Here is a 15,797-nt window from a genome sequence, read left to right on the forward strand (position 1 = left end):
CTACCCCGTCTGCTTCTGCGCGTCGCGGTGGCGGTAGTACGCGGCCTTCGACGGCTCCAGCGGCTGCTTGCCGAGGATGAGGTCGGCTGCCTTCTCGGCGATCATCATGACGGGAGCATAGATGTTGCCGTTGGTCACGTAGGGCATGACCGAGGCGTCCACGACCCGCAGCCCGTCCAGGCCGTGCACCCGCATGCTGGTGGGGTCGACGACGGCCATGTCGTCGGTGCCCATCTTGCAGGTGCAGGAGGGGTGCAGCGCGGTCTCGCCCTCCTCGGCGACCCAGGCGAGGATCTCCTCGTCGGTCTGCACTCCGGGGCCGGGCGAGACCTCGCCGCCGTTGTAGGGGGCGAGCGCGGGCTGGTTGAGGATCTCGCGGGCCACGCGGATCGCCTCCACCCACTCGCGGCGGTCCTGCTCGGTGGAGAGGTAGTTGAAGCGGAGCGCGGGGTGCACCCGCGGGTCCCTGCTCTTGATCTTCACCGAGCCGATGGCGTCCGAGTACATGGGCCCGACGTGCACCTGGTAGCCGTGGTCACCGGCCGGCGAGGAGCCGTCGTAGCGGACCGCGACGGGCAGGAAGTGGAACATCAGGTTGGGGTACTCGACGTCCTCGTTGCTGCGCGCGAAGCCGCCCGCCTCGAAGTGGTTGGTGGCGGCCGGGCCCTTGCGGAACAGCCACTGCAGACCGATGAAGGGGGCCCGCCACTTGGCCATGTACGGCTGCATGGAGACGGGCTGCTTGCAGGCGTACTGGACGTAGACCTCCAGGTGGTCCTGCATGTTCTCGCCGACGCCGGGGAGGTCGTGGACGACGTCGATGCCGAGGGCGCTCAGCTCGGCGGCGTTGCCGACGCCGGAGAGCTGGAGCAGCTGCGGGGAGTTGATGGCGCCGCCGCACAGGATGACCTCGCCCGCGCGGACCTGCTGGAGCGCGCCCCGGCCGCGCCGGTACTCGACGCCCACGGCGCGCTTGCCCTCGAACAGCACCCGGGTGACGAGGGCGCGGGTGCGCACGGTGAGGTTCGGGCGCTTCAGCACGGGCTTGAGGTAGGCCTTGGAGGCCGACAGACGGCGGCCTCGGTGGACGTTGCGGTCGAACTTCGCGAAGCCCTCCTGCCGGTAGCCGTTGACGTCGTCGGTGGGCGGGTAACCGGCCTCCTCGGTGGCCTTGAGGAAGGCGTGGAAGAGGGGGTTGGTCGCGGGGCCGCGCTCCAGGACGAGGGGGCCGTCGTGGCCGCGGAACTCGTCGTCGGGGGCGGCGGCCAGACAGTTCTCCATGCGCCGGAAGTACGGCAGGCAGTGCGCGTAGTCCCAGGTCTCCATGCCGGGGTCGGAGGCCCAGCGCTCGTAGTCCATGGGGTTGCCGCGCTGGAAGATCATGCCGTTGATGCTGCTGGAGCCGCCGAGCACCTTGCCGCGCGCGTGGTAGACACGGCGGCCGCCCATGTGGGGCTCCGGCTCGGACTCGTACTTCCAGTCGTAGAACCGGCTGCCGATGGGGTAGGTGAGCGCCGCGGGCATGTGGATGAAGACATCCCACGGGTAGTCCGACCTGCCCGCCTCCAGGACCAGGACCCGGTTGGCCGGGTCCGCGGAGAGGCGGTTCGCCAGGGCACAGCCGGCCGAACCGCCGCCGACGATGACGAAGTCGTACTGCACAGGAGCCATGGTGCCTCGTCTCACTCGCGCCGTAGGTGTGTGCCGCATGCTAGACCGAGTCCCGCTATACGCACCAGGTTGCGAGCAGCGCAACTTCGGGATCTTGGTTACGTAGGTGTTGCTTGCAGGCTTGTTGTTTACTACGCGTATAGTTTCACTGTGAGCAACTACAGCCCTGAAACGGAAACGTCGAGTTCACCCGCCGGCGGCGTGCAGTCGGTCGACCGCGCCATCAGCGTCCTGGAGATCCTCGCGCAGCGCGGCGAGGCGGGAGTCAGCGAGGTCGCGGGCGAGATCGACGTCCACAAGTCGACCGCTTTCCGGCTGCTCGGCGCGCTGGAGACGCGCGGTCTGGTGGAGCAGGCGGGCGAGCGCGGCAAGTACCGGCTGGGCTTCGGGATCGTCCGGCTGGCCGGAGCGGTCACGGGGCGTATCGACATCACGCAGCAGGGCCGGCCGGTCTGCGAGCGGCTCGCGGAGGAGCTGGGCGAGACGGTGAACATCGCCGTCATGCAGGAGCACTACGCGATCAACCTGTACCAGGTGCGCGGACCGGGAGCGATCACCGCGCACAACTGGGTGGGCCAGCTGACCCCCCTGCACGCCACCTCCAGCGGCAAGATCCTGCTGGCCCACATGCCCGGAAAGGAGCGGACCGCACTGCTGACCGCCGCCGGTCTGAAGAAGGTCACCCCGCACACCATCACCGCGAAGTCGAAGCTGGAGAAGAACCTCGCCGAGGCGCGCGAGCGCGGCTACGCCTACACGCTGGAGGAGCTGGAGATCGGCCTGCACGCGATGGCCGCCCCGGTCCGCAACCGGGACGGACAGGTCATCGCCGCGCTCAGCGCCTCCGGCCCCGGCTACCGGCTGACCGAGGAGCGGCTGCACGAGCTGTCCCCGAAGCTGCTCCAGGGCGCCGAGGAGATCAGCCACCGCATGGGCTACCTGGGCTGACTCACCCCTGCGGGGTTCCCAGGCGCTCGTTCACCCACGCGTGGAACGCGCCGATGTGGTGCTCGCTGGGCACCAGGACGCCGCCCTTGGCGTACGTACGGCTGTTCATGCCGGGCTGGGTGCGCTCGCAGGCGTCGAAGTCCTGCTGGTTGACCCGGTGGAACAGCTCCACCGACCGGCTGACGTCCTTGCCGCTCTCCACCACGTGCGGCAGGTAGAGCCAGTCGCACTCGACGACCGTGCGGTCCACGGCGAGCGGGTACATCCGGTGGAAGATCACGTGGTCGGGCACGAGGTTGACGAAGACCTGCGGGCGGACGGTGATCGCGTAGTAGCGGCGGTCCTGGTCCTCGGCGACCCCCGGTATACGGTCCAGCCCTTCCGAGCCGTCCACCGTGAACCCTTGTATACCGTCCCCGAACTCCGCTCCGTGCCCCACGTAGTACTGGGCGGCGTAGCCGTCGGCGAACTCGGGGAGCACCTCGGTGAGTTCGGGGTGGATGGTGGCGCAGTGGTAGCACTCCATGAAGTTCTCGACGATGAGCTTCCAGTTCGCCTTCACGTCGTAGGTGATCCGGCGGCCCACCTTCAGGTCCTCGATGCCGTAGTGCTCGATCGACTCGACGTCGCCGAGGCGCTCGACCACGTCGCCGATGACGGCCTGCTCGAAGGGCGGCGGGTTCTCCGCGAGGCACAGCCAGACATAGCCGAGCCACTCGCGCACATGGACGTCGACCAGCCCGTACTCGGTGCGGCTCACATCGGGCATCTTGGTGAGGTTGGGGGCCGCGACGAGCTTGCCGTCCAGGCCGTAGGTCCAGGCGTGGTACGGGCACTGGAAGGCGCGCCTGACCTCGCCGGACTCCTCGGTGCAGAGCCGGGCCCCGCGATGCCGGCACACATTGAAGTACGCGCGGATCGAGTGGTCCCTGGCCCGGGTGACCAGGATGCTCTCCCGTCCCACGTCCACGGTGCGGAAGGCGCCGGGTTTGTCCAGTTCGGACGCGCGGGCCGCGCAGAACCACAGGGACTCGAAGATGTGCTCCTGCTCCTGGGTGAAGACAGCCGGATCGGTGTAGGCGGAGCCGGGGAGGGTGGCGATCAGACTGTCCGGCAGACCGGTCGGGGTCACGGGCACTCCTCGGGGAAACGTCGTGGAGAGGTGATTCACGCGCCGGGACGAGCGACTCCGGACGGCGTTCTGCATGGAGCAACGCTGCGCTCGATGTGCAACCGCAGCATGGGGTCGCGCCGGGGCGGTGTCAAGACGCGGTGGCGGCCAACTGCTTGCGCCAGCGCATGAACAGCCGCGGCTGGTTCATCCCGAGCACGGCGACCGGGTCTCCGGCCCGCCGGTAGACGGCGAGGACATCGCGGCCGTCGGCCGATCCGGCCTCGACGGTGACACTGTCGGCACCGGCGGCATGACCGGCGAACTGGATCCTCACGCCGTACTGGTCGGACCAGAAGTACGGCGGCCTGGGCACGCCCGGTTCCACCGCGCCGCCCGCCAGCAGGGCCGCGACCGCGGCGTCGGGGCGTTCCCGGGCGCCGGTCCAGTGCTCGACGCGGCGGTGGTGGCCGGCGCGCGGGTCGTACCAGTTGGCGCAGTCGCCGACCGCGACCACACCGGCCAGGCTGGTCCGGCCGTCGGCGCCGCACTTGACGCCGTTGTCGAGCGCGATGCCGGATCCCTCCAGCCACTCGACGTTCGGGCGGGCGCCCACGCCGACGACGACGATGTCGGCCGGGATACTGCGACCGTCCTCCAGCAGCACCGCGTCCACCCGCTCCTCACCGCTCAGCCCCTTGACGCCCACCCCGCACACCAGCCGCACCCCGTGGTCGGTGTGCAGCGCGGAGACGACGGCGCCCATGGTCTCGCCGAGGGGTCCGGCGAGCGGGGTCGGCGCGGCCTCGACGACGGTCACGTCGATCCCCAGGGCGTACGCGGTGGAGGCGACCTCGGCTCCGACGAAACCGGCGCCGATCACCACCAGCCGTCCGCCGCGGGCCAGTTCGTCCCGGAGGGCGCGGGCGTCGTCGAGGGTGCGCAGGGTGTGCACCCCGGCCAGCCCCGCGGAGCCGGGCAGGGCGCGCGCCGCGGCGCCGGTCGCGATCACGAATCCGTCCGCCCGCACCTCCCGCCCGTCGGCCAGTCGCACGGCACGCCGTGCGTGGTCGAGGCCGGTGGCGCGTGCGCCGAGCAGCCATTCGGCGCCGAGGTCCTCGTCCTGCGCCTCCAGGGCGAGTTCGGCCTCGCCGAGCGTCCCGGCCAGGAACTCCTTGGACAGCGGGGGCCGGTCGTAGGGGCGGTGGAGTTCGTCCCCGATGACGACCAGCCGGCCGTCGAAGCCCTGCTTGCGCAGGGAGCGGGCCGCCGACAGGCCGGCCAGTGAGGCGCCGACCACGGCGACGCTCCTCACGCGGGGCCCCCGGCCAGGCGGGCCGTGACACAGGGCGGGAGGTTGGGGGCGTCCGTGGAGAGCCGGACATAGACGGTGCCGTCCTCGACCACGACCTCGTGCGTGCGCACCGGCAGCTTGGCCGGCGGGGCGTCGACTGCGCCGGTCCGCAGGTCGAACTTGGAGGCATGCAGCGGGCATTCCACCTCGCAGCCCTCCAGCCAGCCGTCGGCGAGCGAGGCGTCCTGGTGGGTGCAGGTGTCGTCGATGGCGAAGAGCTCGCCGTCGTCGGTGTGGAACACCGAGACCGGCGGATCGATGTCGAGCCGGTGGGCCTCGCCTCGCGGGAGGTCCGCGAGACGGCACGCGGGAATCATCATGACACCTCGGGTGCGTATAACGAAACGGATTGCGGTAAGCGCAACATCAGTCTGGGGTCGCCCTGAACCCCTGTCAAGGAGTCCCGAGGGCACTCGCGGCGCCAGTTTCGCGTTGCGCCATGAACAACATATTTCGCGGTGAACAACAAAACAGCCCGCCGCATCGGCTCGCGCGGTCGCGGGCCGAGGGCGGGCGATGAAGGGGTGCCGGTGGGGTCAGTGGCCGCGGTCGAGCCACTCCTGCAGGTGCGGGGCCTCGGCGCCGATGGTGGTCGTGTCACCGTGGCCGGTGTGCACGACGGTCTGCGGCGGCAGGGTCAGCAGACGGTTCCGGATCGACTCGACGATGGTCGGGAAGTCACTGTACGAGCGCCCGGTCGCCCCGGGTCCGCCGGCGAAGAGTGTGTCGCCGCTGAACAGGGCGCCCAGGGCGGGCGCGTGGAGGCAGACCGCGCCCGGGGCGTGGCCCGGTGTGTGCAGCACGGTCAGCTCGACACCGGCCACCGTGAGGGTCTGTCCGTCGGTCAGCTCGGCGTCGGGTGCCCGGTCGGGGTGGGTCTGCTTCCACAGCGGCAGGTCGTCGGGGTGGAGCAGGACCGGGGCGCCGGTGCGTGCGGCGAGGTCGGGCGCGGCGTCGATGTGGTCGTTGTGGGCGTGGGTGCAGACGACGGCTCTGAGCGCCCGGGCGCCGACGGCCGCCGCGATGGCGTCGGCGTCGTGCGCGGCGTCGATGACGATCACCTCGTGGTCATCGCCGACGATCCACACATTGTTGTCGACGTCCCAGGTGCCGCCGTCGAGGCTGAACTGCCCGGAGGTGACGAGGCGCTCGATGCGGGCGGCCGTCACAGGACCACCACCGAGCGCAGGACGTCGCCGTGGTGCATCCGCTCGAAGGCCTTCTCCACCTCGTCCAGGGCGATGGTCTCGGTGACGAAGGCGTCCAGGTCGAGGCGCCCCTGGAGGTAGAGGTCGATGAGCATCGGGAAGTCGCGGGAGGGCAGGCAGTCGCCGTACCAGGAGGACTTCAGGGCGCCGCCGCGGCCGAAGACGTCCAGCAGGGGCAGCTCCAGCTTCATCTCCGGGGTGGGGACACCGACGAGGACTACGGTCCCGGCGAGGTCGCGGGCGTAGAAGGCCTGCTGGTACGTCTCCGGGCGGCCCACCGCCTCGATCACCACGTCGGCGCCGAATCCGCCGGTCAGCTCGCGGATCGCCTCGACGGCGTCGGTCTCCTTGGAGTTGACGGTGTGGGTGGCGCCCAGCTTCCCGGCCGTGGCGAGCTTGCGGTCGTCGATGTCGACGGCGATCACCTTCGCCGCCCCGGCGAGGTTCGCCCCGGCGATCGCCGCCGCCCCGACGCCGCCGCAGCCGATCACGGCGACCGTGTCACCGCGTCCGACGTTGCCGGTGTTGATGGCGGCGCCGATCCCGGCCATGACCCCGCAGCCGAGCAGACCCGCGGCGGCGGCCGACGCCGTACGGTCGACCTTGGTGCACTGACCGGCCGCGACCAGCGTCTTCTCCGCGAAGGCGCCGATGCCGAGGGCCGGGGCGAGTTCGGTGCCGTCGAGCAGGGTCATCTTCTGCTTGGCGTTGTGGGTGTCGAAGCAGTACCAGGGGCGTCCGCGCAGGCAGGCCCGGCAGTGGCCGCACACGGCGCGCCAGTTGAGGATCACGAAGTCACCGGGGGCGACATCGGTGACGCCCTCCCCCACCGACTCCACCACGCCCGCCGCCTCGTGCCCGAGCAGGAACGGGAAGTCGTCGTTGATACCGCCCTCGCGGTAGTGCAGATCGGTGTGGCAGACCCCGCACGCCTCGATCCTCACCAGTGCCTCTCCCGGCCCCGGGTCCGGCACGACGATCGTTTCCAGGCTGACGGGGGCGCCCTTGCCCCGCGCGACGACAGCACGGACCTGGTGCGACATGGCCTCTCCTCGGCTGGTTCGTGAGGTGGTTCGAAAGTTGCCGTGGTGTTGCTTATTGCGGTACGTATCTCATGTGCCGCAACTCAGCATCATGGAGCGGGGACCGGGGGTCAAGCGGTGCGAGCCGCCGGTTCCAGCCGTATGACGACCGACTTGGACGTGGGTGTGTTGCTGACGGCGGCCGTGGAGTCCAGCGGGACCAGGACGTTGGTCTCGGGGAAATAGGCGGCGCAGCAGCCCCGGGGGGTGGGGTAGGGCACGACGCGGAAGGCGGGTGCGCGGCGCTCCACGCCGTCGTCCCACTCGCTGACGATATCGACCGTGTCCGCGTCGGACAGACCGCGCTCGGAGAGGTCGTCGGGGTGGACGAAGAGCACCCGGCGGCCCTGATGGATGCCCCGGTAGCGGTCGTCCAGGCCGTAGACGGTGGTGTTGTACTGGTCGTGGGAGCGCAGGGTCTGCAGCAGCAGGCGGCCCGGGGGAACCGTGGGGCTCTCCAGTGGGTTCGCGGTGAAGTGGGCGCGGCCGGTGGCCGTGGTGAACCGGCGTTCGTCGCGCGGCGGATGGGGCAGGGCGAAGCCGCCCGGCCGCCGTACGCGGGTGTTGAAGTCCTCGAAGCCGGGGATCACGCGCGCGATCCGGTCCCGGATGCGGTCGTAGTCCGCCTCGAACTCCTCCCACGGTGCGGCGGGGCCGGAGTCCCCGAGAGTGGCCCTGGCCATGCGGCAGACGATGGCGACCTCGCTCAGCAGGTGCTCGGAGGCGGGCGCGAGGCGTCCCCGGGACAGGTGCACCAGGCCCATGGAGTCCTCCACCGTGACCGGCTGGGGTCCGCCCGGCCGCAGGTCGGCCTCGGTACGGCCCAGACAGGGCAGGATCAGGGCCTGCTCCCCGGTGATGACGTGGGAGCGGTTGAGCTTGGTGGAGATCTGGACGGTGAGGCGGCACCGCCGCAGGGCCCGTTCGGTCAGGCCGGTGTCCGGGGCGGCGGCGACGAAGTTGCCGCCGAGCGCGACGAAGACCTTCACCTCGCCGTCGCGCATGGCGCGGATGGTGTTCACGGCGTCGTGGCCGTGGTGCCGCGGAGGCACGAAGGCGAACTCGGCGCCGAGCCGGTCCAGGAAGGCGCCGTCCGGCTTCTCGTGGATCCCCATCGTGCGGTCGCCCTGCACATTGGAGTGGCCGCGCACCGGGCACAGGCCCGCGCCGGGGCGGCCGATGTTGCCGCGCAGGAGGAGGAAGTTGACGACGTCGCGGATGGTGGGCACGGAGTGCCTGTGCTGGGTGAGCCCCATCGCCCAGCACACCACGATCCGCTCGGCGCGCAGTATGTCGCGGAAGGCGTCCCTGATCTCCCGCTCGGCCAGGCCGGTGGCCCGGAGGATGTCGTCCCAGGGCACCTTGCGCGCGTGCTCGGCGAACTCCTCGAAGCCGTGGGTGTGCCGTTCGACGAAGGCGGTGTCCAGACAGGTGCCGGGCGACTCGTCCTCCGCCTCCAGCAGCAGACGGTTGAAGGCCTGGAAGAGTGCCTGGTCGCCGCCGAGTCTGATCTGGAGGAACCGGTCGGCGAGCCTGGTGCCGCCGCCGATGACCCCGGAGGCGTTCTGGGGGTTCTTGAACCGCAGCAGCCCGGCTTCCGGCAGCGGGTTGACGGCGATGACGCGGGCGCCGCGCCGCTTGGCCCGTTCCAGCGCGGAGAGCATCCGGGGATGGTTGGTGCCCGGGTTCTGACCGACGACGAGAATCAGGTCGGCCCGGTGGAGATCCTCCAGGCTGACGCTGCCCTTGCCGATGCCGATGGTCTCCGTCAGCGCGACGCCGCTGGACTCGTGGCACATGTTGGAGCAGTCCGGCAGGTTGTTGGTGCCGAGGCCGCGGACGAAGAGCTGGTAGAGGAAGGCCGCCTCGTTGCTCGCCCGGCCGGAGGTGTAGAACGCGGCCTCGTCGGGGTGGTCAAGGGCGGTGAGTTCGCGGGCGATCACGGCGAAGGCGTCGTCCCAGGAGACCGGCCGGTAGCGGTCGGCACCGGCCGGACGGTACATCGGGTGGGTCAGGCGCCCCTGCTGGCCGAGCCAGTAGTCGCTGCGCGGGAGCAGGTCCTCCAGCGTGTGGGCGGCGAAGAAGTCGGGGGTGACCCGGCGGACGGTGGCCTCCTCGGCCACGGCCTTGGCGCCGTTCTCGCAGAACTCCGCCCGGTGCCGGTGGTCGGGTTCCGGCCAGGCGCAGCCGGGACAGTCGAAGCCCTCCTTCTGATTGACCCGGAGCAGGGTGAGCAGGCTGCGCCGGGCTCCCATCTGGTCGCCCGCGTGCCGCAGCGACGAGGCGACCGCGGGGAGGCCGGCGGCGTACTCCTTCGGAGGGCCGACCCGCAGCCGGGCGTCTCCGGGGGTCTTCGGCAGGTGGCTTGCGCGTCATCCGTAGCACTGCTCCACGGTGGGGGAATCAGAGGCCGAGTTGCGGTATGCACAACAGTATCTCTATACGCAACACACTTAAGAAAGCCGCACGGCCGACGCCCTGTCAAGGTCGCGGACTACTGTCTGTTCGGAAGATCCGCCCGCCCCATGTCAGGAGCCCGATGACACCCCCGGCCCGCGTCTCCTCGCGCCCCCGCACCCCCCGTCCGCCCGTGCCGCAGACCGCCCTCGGTGTCGGCGCGATCCTGCACGGCCCCCGGGGCCTGCTGCTCGGCCACCACCGGCACGGCACCTGGGAACTGCCCGGCGGCATGGTGGAACCCGGGGAGTCGATGGAGGAGACGGTCGTGCGCGAGCTGGCCGAGGAGACCGGACTGACCGCCGACCCGGCGGACGTACGCCTCCTCGGCACCCTCCTGGACCATGTCGACGGGGTGGTGCGGATCACCGTCGCCGCGGAGGTGACCGCCTGGCGCGGCGAGCCCGCCGACCAGCCCGGCGAGCGGGTGGGCGACTGGCGCTGGTACGCCCTGGACGCGCTGCCGCAGGAGCTGTTCGTGTGCAGCGCCCAGGCGCTGACGGCCTGGCGGCCCGGCCTGCCGATCGACCACACCCCCGCCCGCTTCACGTCGTACGGCACCCGCTGAGCGGGGCTGCAACGCTCTCGCAACCTCCCCCGTGGTGCCCTGGTCCGTCCGGCCGGTGACAGCCGGAGTCCCGGATTCGGCTTCCCCTGGGGATGGTTGGCATGTACGAGGAGATCCCGCGCGTATCGCTCACGCCGGCCGCCGCCGATCTGGTGCGGCGGCTGCACGCGGCGCACGGTCCGCTGATGTTCCATCAGTCCGGCGGCTGCTGCGACGGCAGCGCGCCCATGTGCTACCCGGCGGGCGAGTTCCGCACCGGCGGTTCGGACGTGCTGCTGGCGGAGCTGTACGTGGACGGTGTCGAGGAGCCGGTGAGCTTCTGGATGTCCCGCGAGCAGTTCCAGGCGTGGGCGCACACCCGGCTGATCGTGGACGTGGTCGAGGGCCGGGGCAGCGGTTTCTCGCTGGAGGCACCCGAGGGGGTGCGTTTTCTGACGCGTTCGCGCGTCCTTGGTGTCTGACCGCCCTACCGGGCGCCCTGTTCTGGTGCACTTCCCCTGAGTCCTGGGACAGTTGACGAACCCTCAGGGGGATTTGTGACGAAGCGTCAAAGACGGTTCACGGCGTACCGCACGGCACTGACCCTTCTCACCGCACTCGGCTCACTGGCCGGAGCCGCGCTGTCCGGGGCGGCACCGGCCGAGGCCGCTCCGCGCGGCCGGATCGCGCCGGGCGTGGTCTACGAGCACTTCGACATCCAGGTCGCCCGGGGCACTGCCCACGGCCATCTGCTCCGCGTCGACCTGACCGACCCGCATGTCACCCTGGACCTGCTGCACCCGGGGAAGGTGGCCGGACGGGCGCCCCTCTCCCAACTGGCCCGCACCCAGGGTGCCGTGGCCGGGGTGAACGGCGACTTCTTCAACATCTCCGAGGCCCAGCACCCGGGCGTCGAGGTGACCGGCGCCGCCGTGGGACCGGCGGTCGCCAGTGGCCGTGCACTCAAGGCGGCGGTGCCCAAGGGGCAGCGGTTCGGGCCCGCGCTGCCGCCCGGCACCTCCACCAGGGACGTGATCGGCATGGGCGTGGACCGCAGGGCCCGGCTGGACGACATGGCGCTGTCCGGCTCGGTCCGCACCGCCACCGGGTCCTTTCCGCTCGGCGGGCTCAACCAGTACGCGCTGCCCGTGAACTCCGTCGGCGCGTTCACCGCCGACTGGGGCTCGGTCTCCCGGGTGCGGGCCACCTGCGGCACCGACACCAACCGGGCCGCGCCGTGCAGCGAGGACACCCACGAGGTGACCGTCAAGGACGGCCGGGTGGTGTCCTGGGCCGACGACCCGGGCCGCGGTGCCATCCCGGCCGGGACGACCGTGCTGGTGGGCCGGGAGGCGGGCGCGGCGCAATTGCGCAAGCTGGTGCCGGGTCAGCCGGTGAAGGTGCTGCACGAGCTGGTGGCGGCGGCCTCGAAGGTCGCCTACCGGTTCGCGGTCGGCGGGTATCCGGTGCTGACCGGCGGACAGCCGCTGCCCGGTCTCGACGACAGCGCGGTCGCGGTGCGCAGCGCCGTGGGGATCGCGGGCGGCGGCAAGCGGGTGCTGCTGTTCTCGCTGGACGGCGGCTCCGCGTACCGGGGCCTGACGGTCGCCGAAGTGGCGGCCACCCTGCGGAAGCTGGGCGCGACCGATGCCTTCAGCCTGGACGGCGGCGGCTCCTCGACGCTGGTCGCCCGCGCGCCGGGCGCCTCGGCGCCGACCGTGCGCAACCATCCCTCGGGCGGCGCGGAACGGGCGGTCCCCAACGGCATCGGGGTGTTCGTCACACCGTGAGGCGCCGCCCCGCGGCTCACCGCCCCGGCGGCCTCACGGTCTCAGGCTGCTGACGATGTCGGCGGTGGCGGTGAGGCCGCTGTGGATGGTGGGCGCGATGCTGGTGCTGGCCAGGTAGAAGCCGAGCAGCGCGCAGACCAGGGCGTGGGAGACCTTCAGCCCGCCGTTGCGCATGAAGATCACCGCAAGGATCAGGAGCAGCAGCACCAACGAGATGGAAATGGCCATCGTCAACCTCCTCCGCCACGCCGCACACGTCCGGTTCACGGCGTTCGGCCGCAAGTGTGGCGTAGCGGAGGGTTCGTCCGGGCGGCTGACCTGTCCGCCGAACGTGTGGTGTCATCTCCGGTCGTGCGCCTGCAGGAAGGCCTCCAGGCCCGCGAGGTCGTCGGTGTTGAGGTGGTCGACGTCGGCGGCGAGCAGTTCCGTCCACAGCGCGTCGCGCTCGGGGCCCGGCAGGTCCGGGGTGGCCCAGAACCGTACGCGCTGACCGCGGGAGTGGGCCGCCCGCATGATGGCCGTGAGCTTGTGCCGCTCGGCGTCGGGGAAGGCGCCGGCGCCGCGCCAGGCGAAGTGGTTGGTCCAGTTGTCGCTGATCAGCGGGATGAGCGAGGCGGGGGCCGGGCTGCCGAGGTCGGTGAGGCGGCCGTCGTAGAAGGCGCGGCGCACGTGCTGCGCCTCCATCGGGGCGCGCGCCGCGCGGTCGCCGGAGATCACGGCGGTGACCGGGCCGCGGTGGACCCGGCCGTGGGCGTACGTCGTGAACAGGTGCCGGTAGCGCCGGAGGTGCCGGTCCAGTTCGAGGTAGGTCGAGGCGCCCTCGGTCTTGATGTCGACGAGCAGTTGGAGCGGCCTGCGGTGGCCGCGGTACACCGTGCCGTGGTGGGCCCGGACGCGGGCGGCGAGCGGGTCGAGGTAGAGGGACTCCAGGGTGCGCGCCGGGTCGAGGTCCTCCGGGTCGTGGGCGACCAGGAGTTGGTCGCCGACCAGATAGATGTCGGCCTCCACGCTGCCGAAGCGGTGGTCGAGGGCGTCCAGAAGGGGCCGTGGGTGCTCGTAGTCGTTGTGGGCGTGAGCGCGCCACAGCGGGCGGGGGCGGTGCTTGCGTGCGGTGGCGTGGGCGGTGCCGACGGGCGCCGCGAGGACGCCCGTGAGCGCGGCGCCGGCGGTGGTGAGGGCTCTGCGACGGGTGAGGAACGCCATGTGCTGCCTCCCTGTGGGGCGGGTCGGGACCACAGGGAGTATGGGGTGCTCGGGGCGTCAACGGACCCTTGTGTACGTGGAGTTGGCCGGACGTTCACCCCTTCCTCGGCCGGACGTGACAGAGCCCGCCCCGGTCGGGGGCGGGCTCTCTCGGCGGAATTCCGGTCGGGATCAGGGGGCTTGCAGGTCGACCGGTCCGGCCAGGGCCGTACGGTGCGCGCCCGCGGTGCCGTAGGCGAGGGAGTCGGCCTTGGCGCGCTTGAGGTACAGGTGTACCGGGTGCTCCCAGGTCATGCCGATCCCGGCGTGCAGTTGCAGGGCCTCCTCGGCCGCGTGCACGGCGACGGAGGCGGCGTAGGACTGGGCCACGGCGACCGCGACCTGCGTGTCCTCGCCGGTGGTGAGGGCGTCCGCGGCGTTGCGGGCGGCGGCGCGCAGGTTGACGACCTCCAGCCACAACTGGGCGAGCCGGTGCTTGAGCGCCTGGAAGCCGCCGACGGGGCGGTTGAACTGCTTGCGTTCCTTCAGGTAGCGGACCGTCTCGGCCAACGACCAGTCGGCGAGGCCCAGTTGCTCGGAGGCGAGCAGTCCGGCACCGGCGCGCAGGGCGCGGTGGACGGCGGGCTCGGCGTCGCCGAGCAGTCGGCCCGGTGCGCCGTCGAGGGTGACCGTGGCCAGCGGCCGGGTCAGGTCGAGGGACACCTGGGGAGTGACCGTGGCGGCGGAGGCGTCGACCGCGTACAGGCCGCCGTCGTCGGCCGGCACGAGCAGCACGTCGGCCACGGCGGCGTCCGCGATGCCGGTCAACTCCCCGTGCAGCGTGCCGTCCTCGTGCCGTACCACCTTGTAGGCGGCGCCCGGGGCGACGCTCAGGGCGACGGCGAGGGTGCCGATGCGGCGGCCGGAGGCGAGATCGGCGAGGAGGTCGGGGGCGTCGCAGGCGAGCAGGGCCTCGGTGGCGACGACGGCGCTGGTGAGGAAGGGCACGGGGGCGACCGCGCGGCCCAGCTCCTCCAGGACCACGGCGGCTTCGCGGTGTGTGGCGCCCTGGCCGCCGTGTTCCTCGGGGACCAGCAGGCCCGCGAGGCCCATGCCGTCGGTGAGCGCCTTCCAGGCGGCGCGGTCGTGCGGGGAGTCCGATTCGGCGCGGGCCAGGACACCGGGGGCGTCGCAGTGGTCGGCGAGCAGGTCGCGGACGGCGGCGCGCAGCGCCTCTTCCTCCTCCGAGTACAGCAGGTCGGGCTGTGCGCTCATCGGGCCAGGTCCTTCCAGGCGACGTCCTTGTCGGTGCGCGGTTCGGCGGGCAGGCCGAGGACCCGCTCGGCGACGATGTTCAGCAGGATCTCGCTGGTGCCGCCCTCGATGCTGTTGCCCTTGGCGCGCAGATAGCGGTATCCGGCGTCGCGTCCGGTGAAGTCCACGAGTTCCGGCCGACGCATCGTCCAGTCCTCGTACAACAGGCCCTCCTCGCCGAGGAGTTCGACCTCCAGGCCGCTGATCTCCTGGTTGAGGCGGGCGAAGCCGAGCTTCATCCCGGCGCCCTCGGGTCCGGGCTGTCCGGCGACGAGCTGCTGGCGCAGGCGTTCGCCGGTGAGCCGGGCGACCTCCGCCTCGACCCACAGCTTCAGCAGCCGCTGGTGCAGGTCGTGCGTACGCAGTTCGGGCCGCTCGCGCCAGACCTTGGTGACCGGGCCGATCATGCCGCCCTCGCGGGGCAGCCGCATGCCGCCGATGGCGACGCGCTCGTTGTTCAGCGTGGTCTGCGCGACCTTCCAGCCCTCGCCGACCGCGCCGAGGCGGCGGGAGTCCGGGATGCGTACGTCGGTGAGGAACACCTCGTTGAACTCGGCCTCGCCGGTGATCTGGCGCAGCGGGCGCACCTCGACACCGGGATCGGTCATGTCGCACAGGAAGTAGGTGATACCGGCGTGCTTGGGCACGTCCGGGTCGGTGCGCGCGATGAGGATGGCCCAGCGGGCGAGGTGGGCGCTGGAGGTCCACACCTTCTGCCCGTTGACGACCCAGTCGTCGCCCTCGCGCACCGCGCGGGTGCCGAGCGCGGCCAGGTCGGACCCGGCGCCGGGCTCGCTGAAGAGCTGGCACCAGACCTCCTCGCCGGTCCACAGGGGGCGCAGATAGCGCTGCTTCTGCTCCTCGGTGCCGTACTGGAGGATCGTCGGCGCGGCCATGCCGAGGCCGATGCCGATGCGGCGGGGGTCGTTGTCGGGGGCGCCCGCTGCCTCCAGCTCGGCGTCCACGACGGCCTGCAGGGAGCGCGGGGCGCCCAGTCCGCCGAGGCCCTCGGGGTAGTGCACCCAGGCGAGCCCGGCGTCGAAGCGGGCGCGCAGGAAGTCCAGGCGGTCGGTCGTGGCGGGCGGGTGCGCGGCCAGGAACTCCTGGGTGAGGCGGCGCAGTTCGGCGGCGTC

At 71.7% G+C, this 15,797-nt stretch carries 13 protein-coding genes and 2 pseudogenes; 4 read left to right on the plus strand and 11 right to left on the minus strand.

Features of this window, described 5'->3' with window-relative positions; all coding sequences use genetic code 11:
* Nucleotides 1–1,671 (minus strand): choline dehydrogenase, encoded by a 1,671-nt coding sequence (betA, locus tag GA0115233_RS31660; protein WP_093723760.1) that lies wholly within the window; start codon nucleotides 1,669–1,671, stop codon nucleotides 1–3.
* Between the two features lie 201 nt (nucleotides 1,672–1,872).
* Between betA and GA0115233_RS31665 the strand changes: the two genes are divergently transcribed.
* Nucleotides 1,873–2,619: an IclR family transcriptional regulator gene (locus tag GA0115233_RS31665; RefSeq protein ID WP_093723761.1), complete on the plus strand. Its 747-nt coding sequence runs from the start codon at nucleotides 1,873–1,875 to the stop codon at nucleotides 2,617–2,619.
* A gap of 1 nt (nucleotide 2,620) precedes the next feature.
* Here the strand turns inward: GA0115233_RS31665 and GA0115233_RS31670 are convergent, their stop codons facing one another.
* From GA0115233_RS31670 to GA0115233_RS31695, 6 genes and pseudogenes are all read right to left on the minus strand, one after another.
* Nucleotides 2,621–3,751, minus strand: a complete 1,131-nt coding sequence (locus tag GA0115233_RS31670; protein ID WP_093723762.1) for an aromatic ring-hydroxylating oxygenase subunit alpha — start codon at nucleotides 3,749–3,751, stop codon at nucleotides 2,621–2,623.
* 130 nt (nucleotides 3,752–3,881) lie between these two features.
* Entirely contained in the window at nucleotides 3,882–5,045 is a 1,164-nt protein-coding gene (locus GA0115233_RS31675) for an NAD(P)/FAD-dependent oxidoreductase (protein ID WP_093723763.1), read from the minus strand.
* A complete protein-coding gene (locus GA0115233_RS31680; protein ID WP_093723764.1) occupies nucleotides 5,042–5,404 on the minus strand; it encodes a bifunctional 3-phenylpropionate/cinnamic acid dioxygenase ferredoxin subunit in 363 nt (120 codons plus the stop codon). The genes GA0115233_RS31675 and GA0115233_RS31680 overlap by 4 nt, the downstream gene beginning before the upstream one ends.
* 216 nt (nucleotides 5,405–5,620) lie before the next feature.
* Nucleotides 5,621–6,253, minus strand: coding sequence for an MBL fold metallo-hydrolase (locus GA0115233_RS31685; protein ID WP_093723765.1), 633 nt, complete (start codon nucleotides 6,251–6,253; stop codon nucleotides 5,621–5,623).
* Nucleotides 6,250–7,335: an S-(hydroxymethyl)mycothiol dehydrogenase gene (locus GA0115233_RS31690; protein WP_093723766.1), complete on the minus strand. Its 1,086-nt coding sequence runs from the start codon at nucleotides 7,333–7,335 to the stop codon at nucleotides 6,250–6,252. Before GA0115233_RS31690 ends, GA0115233_RS31685 begins: the two co-directional genes overlap by 4 nt.
* A gap of 110 nt (nucleotides 7,336–7,445) precedes the next feature.
* Nucleotides 7,446–9,750: pseudogene (locus GA0115233_RS31695) on the minus strand (FdhF/YdeP family oxidoreductase).
* Nucleotides 9,751–9,916: 166 nt separating this feature from the next.
* On the opposite strand from GA0115233_RS31695, the pseudogene GA0115233_RS31700 reads away from it, so the two are divergent.
* From GA0115233_RS31700 to GA0115233_RS31710, 3 genes and pseudogenes are all read left to right on the plus strand, one after another.
* Nucleotides 9,917–10,399 (plus strand): annotated as a pseudogene (locus GA0115233_RS31700) (NUDIX hydrolase); the annotation flags it as partial.
* A gap of 101 nt (nucleotides 10,400–10,500) precedes the next feature.
* Nucleotides 10,501–10,860, plus strand: coding sequence for a DUF779 domain-containing protein (locus tag GA0115233_RS31705; protein ID WP_093723768.1), 360 nt, complete (start codon nucleotides 10,501–10,503; stop codon nucleotides 10,858–10,860).
* 75 nt (nucleotides 10,861–10,935) lie between these two features.
* Complete coding sequence (locus tag GA0115233_RS31710; RefSeq protein ID WP_093723769.1) at nucleotides 10,936–12,168, plus strand: phosphodiester glycosidase family protein; 1,233 nt, start codon at nucleotides 10,936–10,938, stop codon at nucleotides 12,166–12,168.
* A 33-nt stretch (nucleotides 12,169–12,201) separates the two neighbouring features.
* Here GA0115233_RS31710 and GA0115233_RS31715 read toward each other — a convergent pair whose 3' ends face one another.
* From GA0115233_RS31715 to GA0115233_RS31730, 4 genes are all read right to left on the minus strand, one after another.
* Nucleotides 12,202–12,396: a hypothetical protein gene (locus tag GA0115233_RS31715; protein WP_093723770.1), complete on the minus strand. Its 195-nt coding sequence runs from the start codon at nucleotides 12,394–12,396 to the stop codon at nucleotides 12,202–12,204.
* Between the two features lie 111 nt (nucleotides 12,397–12,507).
* A complete protein-coding gene (locus tag GA0115233_RS31720) occupies nucleotides 12,508–13,371 on the minus strand; it encodes a phosphatidylinositol-specific phospholipase C/glycerophosphodiester phosphodiesterase family protein (RefSeq protein ID WP_093723771.1) in 864 nt (287 codons plus the stop codon).
* A 171-nt stretch (nucleotides 13,372–13,542) separates the two neighbouring features.
* Entirely contained in the window at nucleotides 13,543–14,625 is a 1,083-nt protein-coding gene (locus GA0115233_RS31725; RefSeq protein ID WP_093723772.1) for an acyl-CoA dehydrogenase family protein, read from the minus strand.
* Nucleotides 14,622–15,797: acyl-CoA dehydrogenase family protein (locus GA0115233_RS31730; RefSeq protein ID WP_093723773.1), on the minus strand; the 1,176-nt coding region annotated here is incomplete at its 5' end. The genes GA0115233_RS31730 and GA0115233_RS31725, both read right to left, overlap by 4 nt.

Source organism: Streptomyces sp. DI166 (assembly GCF_900091315.1).
GTDB classification, from domain to species: Bacteria; Actinomycetota; Actinomycetes; order Streptomycetales; family Streptomycetaceae; genus Streptomyces; species Streptomyces fuscus.

Coding starts and splice junctions, on each gene's coding strand:
- betA (WP_093723760.1), bottom strand. CDS start 1,671: ATGGCTCCTGTGCAGTACGACTTCGTCATCGTCGGCGGCGGTTCGGCC.
- GA0115233_RS31680 (WP_093723764.1), bottom strand. CDS start 5,404: ATGATGATTCCCGCGTGCCGTCTCGCGGACCTCCCGCGAGGCGAGGCC.
- GA0115233_RS31690 (WP_093723766.1), bottom strand. CDS start 7,335: ATGTCGCACCAGGTCCGTGCTGTCGTCGCGCGGGGCAAGGGCGCCCCC.
- GA0115233_RS31705 (WP_093723768.1), top strand. CDS start 10,501: ATGTACGAGGAGATCCCGCGCGTATCGCTCACGCCGGCCGCCGCCGAT.
- GA0115233_RS31715 (WP_093723770.1), bottom strand. CDS start 12,396: ATGGCCATTTCCATCTCGTTGGTGCTGCTGCTCCTGATCCTTGCGGTG.
- GA0115233_RS31720 (WP_093723771.1), bottom strand. CDS start 13,371: ATGGCGTTCCTCACCCGTCGCAGAGCCCTCACCACCGCCGGCGCCGCG.
- GA0115233_RS31725 (WP_093723772.1), bottom strand. CDS start 14,625: ATGAGCGCACAGCCCGACCTGCTGTACTCGGAGGAGGAAGAGGCGCTG.